This is a genomic window from Streptomyces venezuelae, from assembly GCF_008642355.1.
In the GTDB taxonomy this organism is placed as follows: Bacteria; Actinomycetota; Actinomycetes; order Streptomycetales; family Streptomycetaceae; genus Streptomyces; species Streptomyces venezuelae_B.
Window position 1 is genome coordinate 181,699 of record NZ_CP029193.1, and the last position, 15,173, is coordinate 196,871.

General features: G+C 72.1%; 12 protein-coding genes. 4 read left to right on the forward strand and 8 right to left on the reverse strand.

Annotated elements, in window-relative coordinates; genetic code table 11:
- Positions 1-38: 38 nt before the first annotated feature.
- The 3 genes from DEJ47_RS00770 (at position 39) to DEJ47_RS00780 (ending at position 4,993) form a co-directional block, all read left to right on the forward strand.
- The gene (locus DEJ47_RS00770) at positions 39-1,190 is read left to right on the forward strand and encodes a hypothetical protein (protein WP_150175343.1); all 1,152 of its coding nucleotides are present in this window, start codon (positions 39-41) and stop codon (positions 1,188-1,190) included.
- 445 nt (positions 1,191-1,635) lie between these two features.
- A complete protein-coding gene (gene gyrB / locus DEJ47_RS00775; protein WP_150163994.1) occupies positions 1,636-3,636 on the forward strand; it encodes a DNA topoisomerase (ATP-hydrolyzing) subunit B in 2,001 nt (666 codons plus the stop codon).
- Between the two features lie 97 nt (positions 3,637-3,733).
- Positions 3,734-4,993: a serine hydrolase domain-containing protein gene (locus tag DEJ47_RS00780; protein WP_150163995.1), complete on the forward strand. Its 1,260-nt coding sequence runs from the start codon at positions 3,734-3,736 to the stop codon at positions 4,991-4,993.
- On the opposite strand, the gene DEJ47_RS00785 is transcribed toward DEJ47_RS00780, so the two are convergent.
- Positions 4,927-5,889, reverse strand: a complete 963-nt coding sequence (locus DEJ47_RS00785; protein ID WP_398337834.1) for an RNA polymerase sigma-70 factor — start codon at positions 5,887-5,889, stop codon at positions 4,927-4,929. The two genes, DEJ47_RS00780 and DEJ47_RS00785, sit on opposite strands and share 67 nt — an antisense overlap.
- A 204-nt stretch (positions 5,890-6,093) precedes the next feature.
- Here DEJ47_RS00785 and DEJ47_RS00790 point away from each other — a divergent pair, with 204 nt between their 5' ends.
- Positions 6,094-7,632 carry an MFS transporter gene (locus tag DEJ47_RS00790; protein ID WP_150163996.1) on the forward strand — a complete coding sequence of 513 codons (1,539 nt, stop codon included), beginning with the start codon at positions 6,094-6,096 and terminating at the stop codon, positions 7,630-7,632.
- Between the two features lie 79 nt (positions 7,633-7,711).
- Here DEJ47_RS00790 and DEJ47_RS00795 read toward each other — a convergent pair whose 3' ends face one another.
- From DEJ47_RS00795 to DEJ47_RS00820, 7 genes are all read right to left on the reverse strand, one after another.
- The gene (locus DEJ47_RS00795; RefSeq protein WP_150163997.1) at positions 7,712-7,897 is read right to left on the reverse strand and encodes a hypothetical protein; all 186 of its coding nucleotides are present in this window, start codon (positions 7,895-7,897) and stop codon (positions 7,712-7,714) included.
- Between the two features lie 68 nt (positions 7,898-7,965).
- Positions 7,966-9,081, reverse strand: coding sequence for a winged helix DNA-binding domain-containing protein (locus tag DEJ47_RS00800; RefSeq protein ID WP_150175345.1), 1,116 nt, complete (start codon positions 9,079-9,081; stop codon positions 7,966-7,968).
- 123 nt (positions 9,082-9,204) lie between these two features.
- A complete protein-coding gene (locus DEJ47_RS00805; RefSeq protein ID WP_150163998.1) occupies positions 9,205-9,858 on the reverse strand; it encodes a DUF5825 family protein in 654 nt (217 codons plus the stop codon).
- Positions 9,855-11,786: a RiPP maturation radical SAM C-methyltransferase gene (locus DEJ47_RS00810; RefSeq protein ID WP_150163999.1), complete on the reverse strand. Its 1,932-nt coding sequence runs from the start codon at positions 11,784-11,786 to the stop codon at positions 9,855-9,857. Before DEJ47_RS00810 ends, DEJ47_RS00805 begins: the two co-directional genes overlap by 4 nt.
- A gap of 66 nt (positions 11,787-11,852) precedes the next feature.
- Entirely contained in the window at positions 11,853-11,981 is a 129-nt protein-coding gene (locus DEJ47_RS37285) for a hypothetical protein (RefSeq protein WP_263398878.1), read from the reverse strand.
- A 30-nt stretch (positions 11,982-12,011) separates the two neighbouring features.
- Positions 12,012-13,796 carry an alpha/beta hydrolase family protein gene (locus DEJ47_RS00815; RefSeq protein WP_150164000.1) on the reverse strand — a complete coding sequence of 595 codons (1,785 nt, stop codon included), beginning with the start codon at positions 13,794-13,796 and terminating at the stop codon, positions 12,012-12,014.
- A complete protein-coding gene (locus tag DEJ47_RS00820; protein ID WP_223828176.1) occupies positions 13,793-15,007 on the reverse strand; it encodes an MFS transporter in 1,215 nt (404 codons plus the stop codon). The genes DEJ47_RS00815 and DEJ47_RS00820 overlap by 4 nt, the downstream gene beginning before the upstream one ends.
- Positions 15,008-15,173: the final 166 nt, after the last annotated feature.

Genomic DNA, 15,173 nt, shown 5'->3' on the forward strand with positions numbered 1-15,173 from the left:
ACCGAGTGGAGGGACCAGCGGTGAGGCGAAGACGATTTGTGGCGGGAACGATCGGCACGGTCTCCGGGATCGCTCTCGGCGCGGGCACAGCCCGAGCCGGCACGGAGGCACCCCGGTCCGGCACGGAGGCACCCCGGTCGCGGGGCGCTCGGAACGTACAGGACTGGCGGGCCGTCCCGGCACCAGGCAGCGTCCCCGCCGCGCAGCTGCGCCGTATATCCGCCGCCGGGGCCGGGCTCGCCTGGGCTGTCGGCGAGGAAGGGCTCGCCGGGCCCTCGCGCGGTCGGGCACTGGCCATGGTGTGGAACGGCAGCGCCTGGTCGAAGACCGATCTGTCGCATCTGGACTACAGCGGGCGGCTGAGTGATGTCGCGGGCGTCTGCGCCACCGCCGCGTGGAGCGTCGGCCTGCCCGCGGGTGACGCGAGTCCGCTGCTGCGCTGGGACGGGGCGACCTGGCGCCAGGCGTCCTTCCCCGGGCGGGGTGAGGCCGGTGTCAGGCTCGAGTCGGTGGCGGTCGGTCCCGACCGGCGGGTGTGGATCTGCGGCACTCGGGGCGGCGCCGCCCGGCTGCTGCTCGGCGACGGCAAGCGCTGGACCTGGCTCGATCCGCTGCCGGTCGCGAGCGCCAACCTGTACCGGATCGTCCTGCGCACGCCGGACGAGGTCTGGGTCAGCGGCGACCAGGCGTCCGGCGGCGGCTGGTCGGGCCTCGTGGCCCGGTGGAACGGCGCATGGACCGTCCTGCCGCCGATCGCGGGCGCCCGGCTGGGCATCGGCGACGTGCACGCGGCCGCCGCGGACGACGTATGGGCCGTCGGCACGGAGGCCGGTGTCGGCGGGCCACCGGGACGCCCCGGCAACCCCGTCCTCGCGCACTGGGACGGCACGGCGTGGACCCGGGTCGAGCCGGGCTTCACCATCGGGTCGCTGTCCGGGATCGCGGGTGACGCACACGGCCGTGCCGCCTGGATATCGGGGTGGAACTACCAGGACCAGAGCCGCAGTACGTATCTGCGCCGGGACGGCGACGGCTGGACCGTCGTCCGGGGCCCGGCGGGCGGGGCGACGGCTCCGTACCTGAACGACGTGACCGCCGTGCCCGGCACGGGCGGATTCTGGTCGGCGGGCATGACGAGCCCGGTGCCGGCCCCGCCGACGGAGGCGTACACGGAACGACTCGACGGCTGACGGGGGACACACCCCGGACAGCGAGGCGGCCATGGCCACAACGCCGCCGGTCCCGGAGCCGATACGGGCAGCGGCGGGCGACTGACCGATTGCCGGTTCGACGCCGGGAGCGCGGGGAGTCACGCGGAAATCGCGCCTGATCGACGAGGCGGCAAGGCGCCAGGAAGGCCCCTGAGTGCCCCTCTGGCGGATTATTGAGGATTCCGCGCAGGGGGGCTCACCTTTGCCGGCGTTCGAGCCTCACAACGCCACCTGGGGGCCCTCTCGCCCCTTCGCCGGGGTGCACCTTCGATAGTCTGGATGAGTATTCGCAGTCGACGGTCCCGAGGTTCGCGCGCCTCCGGGCCTTGTTCGCGCTGCCCTGTCCCGTCTTCGTCGGCCGTCCGTCCGCTCCGCCCGCACGTGGTGCCGGAGCGCGGTCCGCCATGCCCGAAAGAGAGCATCCGTGACCACTTACGACGCCACCCGTCCCGCCTCCAACGACACCTACGACGCCCACGCGATCACCGTTCTGGACGGCCTGGACGCCGTGCGCAAGCGGCCCGGGATGTACATCGGCTCCACGGGTGAGCGGGGGCTGCACCATCTGGTGCAGGAGCTCGTGGACAACTCCGTGGACGAGGCGCTGGCCGGGGTGGCCGACCGGATCGACGTGACGATCCTGGCGGACGGCGGCGTGCGGGTGGTCGACAACGGCCGCGGCATTCCGGTGGGGATGCATCCGGCGGCGAAGCGGCCGGCCGTCGAGGTCGTGCTGACCGTGCTGCACGCGGGCGGGAAGTTCGGGGGCGGCGGGTACGCGGTCTCCGGCGGCCTGCACGGTGTGGGTCTGTCCGTGGTCAACGCGCTGTCGACCCGGCTGTCGGCGGAGGTCTGGACCGACGGGCACCGATGGACTCAGGACTACAGGGACGGAGTTCCCGTCGCCCCGCCGGCCCGCCACGAGGCCACGACGCGGACCGGCACGTCGCTGACGTTCTGGGCGGACGGCGACATCTTCGAGACCACCACGTACTCCTTCGAGACACTCGCCCGGCGGTTCCAGGAGATGGCCTTCCTCAACCGCGGTCTCACCTTGACCCTCACCGACGAACGGCCCTCCGCGCGTGCCACGGCCGCGGCCGACGCCGCCGGCCCGGTCCCGGCCGCGAAGACGGTCTCGTACCGCTACGACGGCGGCATCGCCGACTTCGTCGCCCACCTCAATGCCCGCAAGGGGGAGCCGGTCCATCCGTCGGTCGTCACGCTCGCCGCCGAGGACCCGGGGCGGCTGCTCTCGGTCGAGGTCGCCCTGCAGTGGAACGGCCAGTACACGGACAGCGTGTACTCGTACGCCAATGCCATCCACACCCACGAGGGCGGCACCCACGAGGAAGGCTTCCGCACCGCCCTGACCACCGTGGTCAACCGTTACGCGCGGGAGAGGAAGCTGCTGCGGGAGAAGGACACGAACCTGTCCGGCGAGGACATCCGCGAGGGCCTGACCGCGATCGTCTCGGTCAAACTCGGTGAACCGCAGTTCGAGGGCCAGACCAAGACCAAGCTGGGCAACTCCGAGGCGCGCACGTTCGTGCAGAAGGTCGTCCACGAGCATCTGACCGACTGGTTCGACCGCCACCCGAACGACGCCGCGGACATCGTGCGCAAGGCGGTCCAGGCGGCGACGGCGCGGGCAGCGGCGCGCAGGGCACGCGATCTGACCCGCCGCAAGGGACTCCTCGAAACCGCGGCGCTGCCGGGCAAGCTGTCCGACTGTCAGTCGAACGACCCGGCGCTGTCGGAGATCTTCATCGTCGAGGGGGACTCCGCGGGCGGGTCGGCCAAATCCGGCCGCAATCCGCGGTACCAGGCGATCCTGCCGATCCGCGGCAAGATCCTCAACGTCGAGAAGGCACGGATCGACAAGATCCTGCACAACCAGGAGATCCAGGCGATCATCTCCGCGTTCGGCACGGGCGTCCACGAGGACTTCGACATCGCGGGGCTCCGGTACCACAAGGTCATCCTGATGGCGGACGCGGATGTCGACGGCCAGCACATCAACACCCTGCTGCTGACCTTCCTCTTCCGGTTCATGCGCCCGCTGATCGAGCACGGCCACGTCCACCTCTCCCGCCCGCCGCTGTACAAAATCAAGTGGAGCCGGGACCACGTCGAGTACGCCTACTCCGACCGCGAGCGCGACGTGCTCATCGAGCAGGGCCGGCAGGCGGGCCGCCGGGTCAGGGACGACTCCGTCCAGCGCTTCAAGGGGCTCGGCGAGATGAACGCGGAGGAGCTGCGCGTCACCACCATGGACCCGGACCACCGGGTCCTCGGACAGGTCACCCTCGACGACGCCGCCGTCGCCGACCACCTCTTCTCCGTCCTGATGGGCGAGGACGTCGACGCGCGCCGCCACTTCATCCAGCGCAACGCCAGGGACGTCCGCTTCCTCGACATTTAAGGCCGGAAATCGCTCAACTCCCGCGCCACGAGCAACCTTTGCCCCACGCCACCCGGTCCCCCACCCTCGACGCACCCGTCGATCGAAGGGACAGCACATGTCAGCACGGAGCTCTCTGGCAGGCACGGCCGCGTTGGCCGTTTCGGCCGCGGTGACGGCGGGGTTGCTCGTGGCGCCCGACCCCGCTCACGCCCGGCCGCACGGGTCGGACGGCGGCCGGCACGCTCCGGCCCAGCGGGCCATGGACGCAGCCGTCGAGGACGGCGTCCCCGGCGTGACAGGCCAGGCGAGGGACGCGTACGGCACCTGGAACGGCACCTCGGGCGTCGGCGACCTGACAACCGGGAGACCACGCGGCTCCCGGGACCACTACCGCGTCGGCAGCGTCACCAAGACCTTCGTCGCGACGGTCCTCCTGCAACTCGTGGGCGAGAGGAAGCTGGACCTGGAGGACACCGTGGACCGCTGGCTGCCGGGTCTGGTGCGGGGCAACGGCCACGACGGCAGACGCGTCACCGTCCGCCAGCTCCTCAACCACACCAGCGGCATCTACGACTACTACGCGGACGACGACTTCGCGGCCTCCTTCCGGCTGCGCGACGGCTTCTTCGAGCACCGCTACGACACCTGGCGCCCCGAGCAGCTGGTGGCGGTCGCCATGCGGCACGAGCCGACTTCCGCAACCCCGGGCAGGACCTGGCACTACTCCGACACGAACTACATCCTCGCCGGGATGATCCTGGAGAAGATCACCGGCCATTCGTACGCCCATGAGGTCCGCAAGCGCATCATCGAGCCGCTGAAGCTGCGCGAGACCTCGGTTCCCCGCACCGGGCCCGGCATGCCGCGACCCAGCAGCCGCGCGTACTCGAAGCTGTCGGACGACAGCACGGGTCCGTCGTACGACGTCACGGAGTTCAACCCGTCCGCCGCCTGGACGAGCGGCGGCATGATCTCCGACTCGGCCGACCTGAACCGCTTCCACGCGGCCCTGCTGGGTGGCCGGCTGCTGCCCGAGCGGCAGCTCGCCGAGATGAAGACGACCGTCCCCATGAGCGAGGAGTTTCCGCAGGCCGCACGCTATGGACTCGGCATCGCCGAACGCAGGTTGAGCTGCGGCCGGACGGTCTGGGGCCATCACGGCGGCATCCTCGGTTCCACCACCGAGTCGGTGGCGACGGAGGACGGCCGCCACGCGCTCTCCTTCAACTTCAACGGCGACTGGACGGGCGACAGTCACGCGGTGATCGAGGCGGAGTTCTGCGGACCGGGAACGGGGAGGACCGGCGGTCAGAGCCGGCTCAGCGCCGTCTCCCGCTCGACGCGTGACAGCTTCGCGGGGTTGCGTACGGAGTAGAGCCCGGTGATGAGGCCGTCCTCGGTGCGGATCGCCACGACACCGTCGATGCCGCCTTCGCGCCGCAGCAGGAACCCGGGCCAGCCGTTGACCTGGACGGGTTCGGCGGTGACGCCGGTGTGGAACGCGACGAGGCCCGTGGTGAGCAGGCGGGCGACCTTGTCGGACCCCACCACCGGGTGCAGCGTGGCCCGTCGGGCTCCGCCGCCGTCGCCCAGGTAGACGACGTCCGGGGCGAGTATGTCGACCAGGCCCTGGAGGTCGCCCGAGTCGATCGCCCGCTGGAAGGCACGGAGCGCGGCCCGGCCGTCCGCCTGCGACACCAGGCCCCGCGACCGGCGTGCCGCGACATGGGCGCGCGCCCGGTGGGCGGTCTGACGGACCGCCGCGAGGCTCTTGCCGACGGCCTCGGCGATGTCGTCGTACTCCAGCTCGAACACCTCGCGCAGCAGGAACACCGCGCGTTCGGTCGGCGTGAGCGTCTCCATCACGAGCAGCATCGCCATCGACACGCTGTCGGCCAGTTCGACGTCCTCGGCCACGTCGGGCGTGGTCAGCAGGGGTTCGGGGAGCCAGGGCCCGACGTAGGACTCCCTGCGACGGCCGAGCGTGCGCAGCCGGTCGAGTGCCTGCCGGGTGACGATCCGCACCAGGTAGGCCCGCCGGTCCCGCACCGAGGCGAGATCGACGCCCGCCCATCTCAGCCAGCTCTCCTGCAGGACGTCCTCGGCGTCGGCGGCCGAGCCGAGCATCTCGTAGGCGACGGTGAACAACAGGTTCCGGTGGACGACGAACGCCTCGGTGGCCGGGTCGAGATGCCCTGCACCCCCACTGTCCGTGCCGTCCGTGCCACTCATGCCAACCGTGCCGCTCTCCGCGTCGCCTTGCTCGCTCATGCTCGGCTCCCGCCCGTCCCTCTCGACTGTGTCACCCGCACAAGACGCCGGGGCCCGCCGTTCTGTGACATCCCGGCGCGATGACCCACGTCACACCACCGACCTGTCATGGCGACGGGGGCGCCGGCGTCTTGTGGGCATCAGGACGCCGTGCGGACGATCCGCGCGGCGCGCACGCCAGGAGTGACGAGTGAGGACGAAGTCATGGCAACCACGAAGCCGCGGGATCCCGCGGCTGATCCGCGCCGGTGGGCCGCGCTGTTCTTTATCGGCCTGGCCCAGCTGATGATCGTTCTGGACGGCACGGTCGTGAACATCGCGCTGCCGACTCTCCAGCGGGACCTCGGGATCTCCGACGGTGACCGGCAGTGGGTCATCACCGGGTACACGCTGGCGTTCGGCAGTCTGCTGCTGCTCGGCGGCCGGATCGCCGACTACACGGGGCGCAAGCGGGCGTTCCTGATCGGTCTGCTGGGTTTCGCCGCCGCGTCGGCGCTCGGCGGGGCGGCGGGCTCCTTCGAGATGCTGCTGGCCGCCCGTGCCCTGCAGGGCGGGTTCGCCGCGCTGCTCGGCCCTTCGGCGCTCTCGCTGCTGACCGTGACGTTCACGCATCCGAAGGAACGGGCGAAGGCGTTCGGGATCTGGGGCGCGATCACGGCCATGGCCGGTGCGATCGGCCTGCTGGCGGGTGGAGCGCTGACCGAGTATCTGAACTGGCGCTGGTGCCTGTACATCAGCGTTCCCATCGCGCTGATCGCCGCGGTCGGCGGGTACGGGGTGCTGGCCGAGTCACGGCGGCAGGAGAGGGCGCGGTTCGACGTCTTCGGTGTGCTGCTGGTGACGAGCGGGCTGGTCGCGATCGTCTACGGAACGAGCCGGGCGGAGGCCGACGGCTGGGGTGCGGCGCCGGCCGTCGGCCTGCTGGGCGTCGGGGCGGTGCTGCTCGTGGCGTTCGCGGTGGTCGAGAGCCGGGTGCCGCAGCCGTTGCTGCCGATGCGCCTGATCGCCGACCGCACGCGGGGCGGCGCCTACTTGGCCGCGGGCCTCGCCATCCTCGGCATGTTCGGGGCGTTCCTCTTCATGACGTACTACCTGCAAGGCATCAAGGGTTACTCGCCGATCAGGACGGGGGTGGCCTTCCTGCCGATGACGGTGGCAGTCCTGCTGTCGGCCGGCGGACTCGCGACCCGTCTCCTGCCGAAGGTCGCGCCGCGGGTACTGATCGTGCCGGGCATGCTCCTGGCAGCCTCCGGAATGCTGTGGTTCCTGACGATCGACACGGACACCTCATACGCGCAGGGCGTGCTCGTCGCCGGGCTCCTGCTCGGTCTCGGCGCGGGATTAGTCATGCCGGTGGCCTTCAACCACGCCACGCACGGCGTCGACCCGGGAGACGCGGGCGTCGCCTCCGCGAGCGTCAACACCGCGCAACAGGTGGGCAGTTCGATCGGCACGGCACTCCTGAACACGATCGCGACGAGCGCGACGGCGGACTACCTGACCTCGCACGCGGGGCGGGCCGAGCACGATCCGCTCCTCTCACGGCGGGCGGCCCTCGAAGGCTTCGAGACGGCGAGCACGTGGGCCGCGGGGATCATCCTGGTCGGCGCTCTGATCGTCACCGTCCTGATGAACGCCCCGCGGCCGGAGAGTGCGGCGGCGGCCGACCGGGGCGACGCCCGCGGCACGGAGCCGGAGGGGGCGGAGCCGGAGGGGGCGGAGCCGGAATTCAGCCAGTCCTGACTTCCTGTCGACGTACGCCCCGCCCCGTTGGGGAGTGCTCCGAACTCAGGGATGCCCCGAGGTCGGGAATGCTCCGGGCTCAGGGATGCTCCGGGCTCTGTTCGGGCGGGGTCCCGCCGCCGGGGCCGCCGCCCTTGTCCGTCCCGTGGTCGTGGGCACCGGCACGGCGTCCGCCCGGCCGGCGCGCTTTGAGTTCGGCGCTCTCCTGGGGCGTCGCTCCGCCCTTGGCACTGCGTCGCCGTTCGGGCTGCTGCGGGTTCGACATCACCATCGCTCCCCTCGCTGTTCCCCGTGTCCCGTGGTCGCACGCGGGACCGGGGCTAGCAGGGCGCGTCAGAACGCCTCGACCCGTACGCGTTCGCTCGCCTGGTCCGACAGGAACGCCGCCACCGCCCGCCCTTCCTCCGCGACCTCCGCGCGCTCCGCACGGGAGAACCGACGCAGCGGGGTCGCCACCACGGTGCCGTCCTCGACCGTCCACGTCGCCGCTACCCGCCCGTCGACCAGGACGACTCGCTCCCCGGCGACCGACAGTCCGCGGCGGGCGTCGTCGATGATCCGGCGGCGGTCCTGGTAGCCGAGGATCGCGTTGTCGAACGCGGGCAGGAAGCGGACCGGCGCCGGGGTGTCCGGGTCCGGGCGGGGCGCGTCGGGGAGGTCGAGCAGTTCGCGGCCTCGCTCGTCGCGGAAGGAGACGAGCTCGGGGCGGGCGGCGGCGACCGCGGCCGGAAGCCCGGCGAGTCCGCTCCAGGCGCGCAGGTCGGCGGTAGCGGCGGGGCCGAACGCGGCCAGGTAGCGGCGCAGGAGAGTTTGGCCCACGGGGTCGGAGCCGTCCGGGGACGAGGTGTTCAGGGAGGACGGGTCGGGTTCTGTGTCCTTGCCCAGCCAGGTGGCGAGCGGGAGGTTGCGTACGCCGCCCTTCGTCCGCCACAGGCCCCGCGGCGGCAGCTGCACCATCGGCACCAGCGCGGCGACCAGCATCTCCCCCAGCGCCCGCGGCGGCACACCCGGCCAGCGGTCGGCGACCGCCCGCGTCAGTTCGGCCATGGTGCGCGGCTCCCCGTCGGCCATCGTCTCCCGGCCCGTCGCGGCGAGTTCGTCGAGGTCCACGCCGTCGAGCTCGCGGCGGTACACACCGAGCACCCGCTGGCGCAGCATCGCGTCGTGCCGGGTGCGCCAGGCCAGGACGTCGTCGGCGGTGAGGAGGTGGACCGTGCGGCGCATGAGGTGCGTACGGACCACGCGCCGTTCGACGAGCAGCTCGGAGAGGGTGCCCGGCTCGAAGGCGCGCAGCCGTGACCAGAGGCCGACGAAGGGTTCCTGCGGCTCCTGCGCCTGGAGTCCGCAGAGGTGGGCGACCGCGTCCAGGGGCGGCATGTCGGCGCGGTCGAGGAGCAGTTGCCTGGCGAGCGTGGCTCGGTTCAGGGTCCTGGTGTCGAGGACGGTCACGTTCGCGGACATGCGGCTGCTCCTGGGTGCTCGGTGCTCGGTTCTGCGCGGCCGAGCACCACGCTCCCAGACATCGCGGTCAGCTTCTGTCCTCTACCTCCTCGTCCATACCCGTCGAGTTCCTCAGATCGCGATCGACTGCTGGAGCCAGCGGCTCACGCGGTACGGCAGCCACCAGGCGTACGGGCCGATGTCCAGGACGAGCTGCTCGGCCCGGAAGTCGTCCAGGACCGCCTTCGGGACGGTGTCGGCGAGGGCGCCGTGGTCGAGGCGGTCGATGGTCGTCGCGTACTCGGGTTCGTCGGCGGTGAAGCGGCGCAGCTCTCCCCACCGCCGGTCGCGGATCTGGATGAAGCCGGGGCCTCTGCGCCACAGGCATTTGCAGAGGTAGTGGCCGCGTCGCCAGGTGTTCAGCGCGTCCTCGGCGCCGTCCGGGCCGAGGAGCGTCGCCGGCGGCTGGAGGTGGCTGAGCATGCGCCACCGGTCCCCCGAGTCCGGGTCGAGGCGCAGTTTCCACTCGACCATGACGGCTCGCGCGGTCAGGTCCCGTACGAGCCCGAGTCCGTGCAGCGCGGCGGCCGGGTCCGCGGTGGCCGTGAGGTCGACGGGGTCGGGCAGGCGCACCCGGCGCGCGCCGAGCTGCCAGAGGCGTTCGGCCTGCCCGCTGGGCGGTCCGGGCAGCGGCACCTCGCCGAGGAACATGCCGGGCAGCGCGCACGCGGCCGGGTCGTAGTCGCGCCAGGCGAGCAGGGTCGGCGTGGCGAGGGTCACGGTCATCGTGCTCCTCCGGCTCGGGCGGGCTCGGGTTCGGGCTCGGGTTCGGGCTCGGCGTGGATGTGCCGCATGAAGTCGAGCCGGAGCAGGTCCTCGTTGACCGCGGCCGGTGCGATGTGGACGTACTGGCCGGCGTCGGAGAAGACGATGCCGAGGGCGAGCCACGAGTCGAGGAGTTCCTGCAGCCTGGTCTCGTCGAGGGCCATGTCGGAGACCCGTGCGGCGGCTTTCCGCAGGAGTGCCTGGACGCTGTGCGGCTGGTCGAGGAGGCGGAAGACGGCCAGCTCGAAGGGGTCGGTGAGCTCCATGGCGCGCCAGGAGAAGGTGCGTCGGCGGCTGACGAGGACGATGCGGTCGCCGTGGTCGTCATGGGTGAGACGGGCGTCGGTGTGATATGTGCGCCAGTCGGCGAGGGCTTCGTTGAGGGCTTTCACCGTGGACTCGCCGATGCCGCGGGCCGGGGCCTCGAAGACGTACGCCATGCCGTACAGCTCTTCTTCCGGCAGGTCGTAGGTGAAGCGGTAGTGGCCTTCGGGGCGCAGGCCGGTGAAGCCGAGTTCGGGGCGCTCGAAGTAGGGGCTGAAGCGTTCGATGGCGATGCGGGCGGAGAGGTCGACCGGTGGGTCGAGGTGTTCGAGGGCGGGGATCTGCGCGATGACGGGGTCGTAGTCCTCCGCGCTCTCGCCGGGGAAGCCGTGGAGGTAGTTCCATGCGACGGAGAGGCCCGTCTCGGCGCCGTCGCGGAGCATCCGGACGTTCTGGCAGCCGCTGACGCCCTTGTCCATCAGGTCGAGGACCCGGCTGTTGAGGCTCTCGATGCCGGGCTGTACGTAGATGAGTCCCGCTTCGGCGAGGGTGCGCAGCTGGCTGCGCTTCATGTTGGCCTTGATCTCGATGTGCAGGCGCAGGTCGTAGCCGCTCTCGATGATGCGGGGCAACACGGTGGTGAGGTAGCGCATGTCGAGGATGTTGTCGACGACGTACATGTCCAGGACCTTGTGGCGGCGGGCCAGGTCCATGATCTCTTCGTAGAAGGTGTCCGGGCTCTTGGAGCGGAACTCCATGAACGAGCCGTTGAGTCCGCAGAACGTGCAGTGGTGCTTCTCGCCCCACCAGCAGCCGCGTGCGCCCTCGACGACGAGTTTGGGCTCGACCCAGTTGCGGGCCACGGACGCGGCGAGGCGTTCGAAGTAGCCGCTGTAGTCGGGCGGCAGGATCGCGGCGGGCGGCAGCGGCCGGGTGGCCATGGGGTTGGCGACGCTCTTGCCCGTGGCGTCGCGGTGGCAGAGCCCCGGGATGTCGTCGAGCGGGGTTCTCTCCGTGAGGGCGGTGAGCAAGGCGGGGAAGGCGGCTTCGCCCTCGCCGCGGACGACGTGGTCGACGAAGTCGAAGTTGCGGTGCACGGCGGCGCCCTGTTCGCCGTCGCAGTTGGCGCCGCCCATGACGGTCACGAGGTGCGGGGCGAGTTCCTTGACGCGGCGGGCGCAGGCGAGGGCGGCGGTGTTCTGCTGGAAGGTGGAGGTGAAGCCGACGACGTCGGGACCGCTCGCCACGACCTGCTGTGCGATCATCTCGACGAACTCGGGGACGATCCGGTGCAGTGCGCGCGTCATCTTCATCCGCGCGGCCTTCAGCTTGCCGGTCATGACGCCGGTGAACTCGTCGTCCCGCCACTCCGGGTCGTCGTAGAGGGCCGAGGAGAACACCCAGTCGCCGCAGCCCATGAAGTACGAGGAGAGCGCGTAGTACTCGTAGTCGTCACCGGTGAACTCGGTGCGTTCGGTGATCCAGTCGGTGAAGGCGAGGTTGGCGTGCAGCACCTCGGCGGTGGCGCCGGGGACACGCTCGTCCACGCTTCGTTTGAGGATGCCCAGGGCGAGCGACGGAAGGTCGATGGGCGACCAGGGCATGTTGACCAGCAGTACGCGCACGGGCGCTCCTCCGGGGGTGAGGGCCGGCCGGCCCCCGGGGTGTGCCCGGGAGCCGGCCGGTGGGGATCAGTCCTCGACGGTCTCTTCGCCGTCCTCGGCGTTGCGGAACGGGACGGTGACCGTGATGCCGACGCTCGGCCTACGGTTCGTCTCGTCCTCCGCGAGCGGGTCGTTGTGGATGACGTCCTTCTGCATGGCTCTCTCCTCTCGGTAGGTCGCGCTGATTCACTGCTGGACGGTGTGGTGCATCGACCCGTCACCTCTCGGAGCGGGGCGTCTGGGTGGGCGGAGCTCCCTGTCGAGGAAGAGCACCGCGCGGCGCAGTACGGTCATGTGGTCGCCGCCGTCGTAGCCGTCGTGCCCGGAGTCCAGCCACAGGGACTCGTGCCGGGCGCCCGCGGCGTCGAGGGCGGCGAGGTAGGAACGGACCTGCTGCGCAGGGCATTTGGTGTCGTGTGTGGCGGCGACGACGAGCAGCGGATCCCGTACGCGGGCGGCGTACCGGACCGGGGAGCTGTGCGCGTACCGCGCGGGCACCTGGTCGGGTGTGCCGCCGAACAGCCGCTCGTCCAGGGCGCGCAGGGCAACGGTGCCCGCGGCGTGGGCGGCGGCGTAGTCGGCGACGGGCTTCACGGCGACGCCCGCCCGCCACAGGCCGGGCCGCGTGCCGAGGGCGAGCAGCACGAGGTAGCCGCCCCACGAGGTGCCCCACAGGCCGGTCGCGTCCGGGCGGATCAGGCCGCGTGCGGTGAGGTCGGCGTGGACGGCGGCGAGGTCGGCGACCTGGGTGTGGCCGACGCCGTCGCGGTAGGCGCGCTGCCAGCGGGGTCCGTAGCCCGTGGAGCCGCGGTAGTTGACCCGGGCGACGGCGAAGCCGGAGGCGACCAAGGAGTGCACGGTGCCGTCGTAGGCGTCCCTGTCGTGGTCGGCGGGGCCGCCGTGCACGAGGAAGACGGCGGGGTGCGGCCCCGTGCCGTCCTCGGGGAGGCACAGCAGGGTGTGCACGGGGCCGTCGGGGCCGGGGGTGTGGATGTCCCGGACGGTGCCGGGGACGTGGCCCGCGACGGTGCCGAGCGGTGGCAGGGGGGTGCCGGCGCTGGAGGTCATCGTCGGCGGGTGCGTGGTGTCGGTCCAGAGGGTGTGGAGGTCGCCGCCGGGGCGCGGGGCGGCGTCCAGGAGCGTGCCGGGCGGGGTGGGCACAGGTACGAGGGCGCGGGTCGTCAGGTGGGCGCGGTGGAGCAGGGAGCGGCCGTGGCGGTCCTGGCGGATCAGGACGTTGTGGCCGTCCGGGTACCAGCGGGCGGTGATCTGGGTGTCGAAGGCGCACCAGTCGTGGGTCACGGCACCGGTGTCGGGGGTCCAGGTGGTGAGCAGGTAGCGGTCCTCGTGCTCGCGGACGAGGAGGAGCGTGGGGCGCGGCCCGGTGGACGCGAAGCCGAGGGCCCAGAGTCTGCCGTGCGGGCCGTGGCCGGGCAGGACGGCGACGACGGTGCCGTCGGGGGTGAGGAGGGTGACGGCGGCGGGTGAGTCGGCGGTGCGGGTGAGGGCCAGCAGGTCGCCGCCCGGGGCGAGTCCGGCGAGGGCGGCGGGTCCTTCGACGCGGGTCACCTCACGGCCGGGGCCGCCGCGCGTGCCGATGCGGATCGTGGTGCTGTCGTCGAGGCCGATGCCGAGGGTGACCAGGGGGCCGCCGATGACGGCGAGACCGCGGGCGGTGCCGTCCGGGACGCCGGTGAGGCCCGGCCGGTCGGGTCCGCCGGTGAAAGCCTGGTGGCGCCACCGGCCGACGCCGCGGGCGTCCTCGTCGAACCACCAGACCCGTGCGTCGCGGTCGATGGCACCGTGCAGGGTGCCACCGGGCCGGTCGGTGACGCGCCGGGAGCGGCGGGTCGCGGCGTCCCAGGTGCTGATCTCACAGCGGCCTTCGGCGTCGGCGGTGAAGACCATGCGGCGCGGGTCGGCGGTGCACACCTCGGGCAGTGCGGCGCGGTAGACCTGGAAGCGGTTCATGCGGTGGCCTCCGCGAGGGCGGCCCGCCGTGTGGTGTGCACGGCGAGGAGGGTGAGCAGGGCGGCGCATCCCAGTGCGGGTGCCGCGGTGCCGATCCGGTCGGCGCACAGTCCGGCGAGTACCGGGGCGAGGGCGGCGGTGCCGCCGGACGCCGTGGCGAGGACCGCACCGACGCGCGCCTGCACGGAGGGTTGCGTGACGAGGAGGGCGCGCGCCTGGAGGACGACGGCGGGCAGCGGCACGAGCAGGCACACCGTGCCGAGCAGCAGCCCGTACGTCCAGGGTCCCGCGGCGGTGGCGAGGCCCGCGGTGAGCGGTACGAGCAGCCAGGTCACGCCGACGAGGACCCGGGCGGCGCCGACCCGCACGGCGACCCGTGGCGCCGCGAGCGACCCGGCCAGACCGGCGGCCCCGGACACCGCGAGGACGACGCCCATCGGGAGCGCGCCCGAGCCGGAGCGCTCCAGGGCGAAGACGGCGGCGTAGTAGAGCGCGACGGCGACGCCGTTGACGAGGGCGATCCACACCAGGACGAGGCGCAGGAGCGGTTGCCTCCGCACGAGCCGCAGCCCGGCGGCGGCCTCACGGAGCAGCCCTCCCCCGTGGGGCTGCTCCGCGGCCTTCAGTTCGGCCCGCATGCCGCGCACACAGCAGGCGGCGACGGCGTACGAGAGGGCGTCGGCCAGGAAGGGCAGTGCGCGCGAGAGCTGGTAGGCGGCGCCGCCGAGGGCCGGCCCGAGGATGAGGGCGCCCTGGTCGGCGGCGGCGAGCCGGGCGACGGCGCGGGGCTGGTCGTCGGGCGGGCAGACCAGGGCGACCGTGCCGCGCGACGCGGCGTCGTGCGTGGCGGTGGCGAAGCGTTCGACGAGGACGGCACCGAGGAGGTGCGCGAGCGTGAGGTGGCCGAGGGCGAGCACGAGGGCGACGGAGCCCATGGCGAGCGCGGAGACGACGGCGGACCAGAACATGATCGTCTTACGCGCGCCGCGGTCGGCGGGGACGGCGGCGAGCGGCCCCAGCAGGATTCCGGCGGCCAGCGAGAGGCCGGCGACGAGCCCCGCGGTCTGCGCCGAGTGCCCGAGCGAGAGGAGCAGCAGCGGGAGTACGACACCGGAGGCCTGGGTGCCGAGCGCGTCGGTCGCGTTGGCCCACCAGAAGAGCCGGAAGTCGCGGGCGGAGGTGCCTGCGGAAGAGAGGGATGACGACTCCACGCAATTCCTCCATGAACATGAAGCTGCCGTGAAGATGAGTGAAGAAAATGGGATGGGAGTGAAACGAGAGCGGGATCGTAGCCAGCGCTGCGAGCGGGCTACAAGGTGCGGGCTCCGCTGTCCGAAAAGCGCGGCGGCAGCGGCACAGGGCGGACTCTCGGCACGA

What these genes read in the sequence shown, in the direction of transcription:
- DEJ47_RS00790 (WP_150163996.1), top strand. Translation starts at nt 6,094, where the DNA reads ATGGCAACCACGAAGCCGCGGGATCCCGCGGCTGATCCGCGCCGGTGG.
- DEJ47_RS37285 (WP_263398878.1), bottom strand. Translation starts at nt 11,981, where the DNA reads ATGCAGAAGGACGTCATCCACAACGACCCGCTCGCGGAGGACGAGACG.
- DEJ47_RS00795 (WP_150163997.1), bottom strand. Translation starts at nt 7,897, where the DNA reads ATGTCGAACCCGCAGCAGCCCGAACGGCGACGCAGTGCCAAGGGCGGA.
- DEJ47_RS00780 (WP_150163995.1), top strand. Translation starts at nt 3,734, where the DNA reads ATGTCAGCACGGAGCTCTCTGGCAGGCACGGCCGCGTTGGCCGTTTCG.
- DEJ47_RS00815 (WP_150164000.1), bottom strand. Translation starts at nt 13,796, where the DNA reads ATGAACCGCTTCCAGGTCTACCGCGCCGCACTGCCCGAGGTGTGCACC.
- DEJ47_RS00785 (WP_398337834.1), bottom strand. Translation starts at nt 5,889, where the DNA reads ATGAGCGAGCAAGGCGACGCGGAGAGCGGCACGGTTGGCATGAGTGGC.
- DEJ47_RS00805 (WP_150163998.1), bottom strand. Translation starts at nt 9,858, where the DNA reads ATGACCGTGACCCTCGCCACGCCGACCCTGCTCGCCTGGCGCGACTAC.